Origin of the sequence: Dysosmobacter segnis, assembly GCF_014297285.1 — a bacterium.
Taxonomy (GTDB): domain Bacteria; phylum Bacillota; class Clostridia; order Oscillospirales; family Oscillospiraceae; genus Oscillibacter; species Oscillibacter segnis.
In genome coordinates this window covers 1-1,401 of the sequence record NZ_JACOQI010000080.1, presented here as the reverse complement: position 1 = coordinate 1,401, position 1,401 = coordinate 1, and the positions used below count along the sequence as shown (strand labels likewise).

Annotated in this window: 3 protein-coding genes; all 3 read right to left on the bottom strand. The window is 47.5% G+C overall.

Annotated elements, in window-relative coordinates; translation table 11 throughout:
* Positions 1-63: 63 nt before the first annotated feature.
* Entirely contained in the window at positions 64-486 is a 423-nt protein-coding gene (locus H8Z83_RS19045; RefSeq protein ID WP_187016469.1) for a hypothetical protein, read from the bottom strand.
* A 71-nt stretch (positions 487-557) separates the two neighbouring features.
* Positions 558-977, bottom strand: coding sequence for a hypothetical protein (locus H8Z83_RS19040; RefSeq protein WP_187016468.1), 420 nt, complete (start codon positions 975-977; stop codon positions 558-560).
* Between the two features lie 5 nt (positions 978-982).
* A partial coding sequence (locus H8Z83_RS19035; protein WP_187016467.1) for a helix-turn-helix transcriptional regulator occupies positions 983-1,401 on the bottom strand: 419 nt, incomplete at its 5' end.

Genomic DNA, 1,401 nt, shown 5'->3' with positions numbered 1-1,401 from the left:
AGAAGCCGAGATAACTATATAGCTATCTCGACTTCTCCTTCTCTACGAATATTGATCCTTAGATTAACCTTTCATCGCTTCCATTTCTGCAATCGTCAAATTATTACGCTCTCTAAGGAAAGAACCAATCTCATTTCCCTGAAAATCATATAAGGGGATGTAATAGGAATCGGGCTGAGTTTTCTGCCATTCAAGAGCGTCCTGCGGTGTTTCAAATTTTGGGTGACTCAAATCACTGGTTCGGACATATCCCTCCTGGTCATTCGTCCCAATCGCAGCCTGTAAATCCGGCATTTTCCCTACTACCTCTGCCATCAAAGCAGTTCCATAAGTTTCGCCACGAACATTCTTAGGGAAATTTCCGTTAATAAGCGACGTCTGCTCAACAGACAACACGGAGGAATCATATTCAACAGCGTTTGCTGTTACAGCAAGTGCCATGCACATCACGGTGGCTAACATCAAACTTAAAACCCGCTTTTTCATGTTTTTACTCCTTTCAGGTCTCTTGAAATAGTACGTGTTACCAGTTAATTTTGCCGCTCCCTTGCCTCCCCTCAGTATCTCACAACTCCAGTCACCTTAACCGATTTGCTCGAATTGTTCCTAATCGCCAGCGTATAATCCCCGTTTTCCGGAATCTCAATCGTCTTGTCAATGCTGCCTGTTGTCACATTGATATAGTGAAACTTCTCATTTGAGTCAACTAATCCGAAGTCCAAGCTGGCATTTTCCGGAGAATAGTTCGCGCGAATCCATACCGTTTCACCAGCCGACATTGTGAAACTTGTATCCGCTACCACCGTGCCATTTGCCTTTATAGTCCAGTCTAAGTTTCTTGTTGCCCGTATGATGGCCGTTCCCGTCGTTTCATATTCCTTTGAAACGACATTTGATTCGTCAACAGCGCCGGTGCCGGTACACAGGCATCCAATCATCACCGCTCCGGTCAGTACCATACACAAAAGTCTGCGCATTTCTTTCACCTCCCTTCGCCAAAGCCCTCCATCGGCACAGATTCGGCCCCAGCAAAATCAAAGTCGTCGCATTCCATTTCGCTAAAAGTCATGGCACCCATTTTTTCTTGGGCCGTTCTCCTGTGTGCCAATACCGCTGTGGTGAGCAAAATCGCCAAGAGCACGATCACCAGGACTATGGCCTTGTATCTTCTGGCCTTTCCCTGTCCCTTGTCCTCTTCTTTTGCCTGCTCCTCTGCCGGAAGTTTCTCTTGCGCCGCCGCAGGCTCCGCCTCTGCTGAGTCATCCAGCAGCGTTTCCAGCAGGATATTAAATAACCTGCTCAGGCTCTGCAGATTCTCTGTCGATGGCCTCGACGTTCCTGCTTCCCATCCAGATATGGCCTGCCTGGACACAAACAGCCTTTCGGCCAGTTCTAACTGTG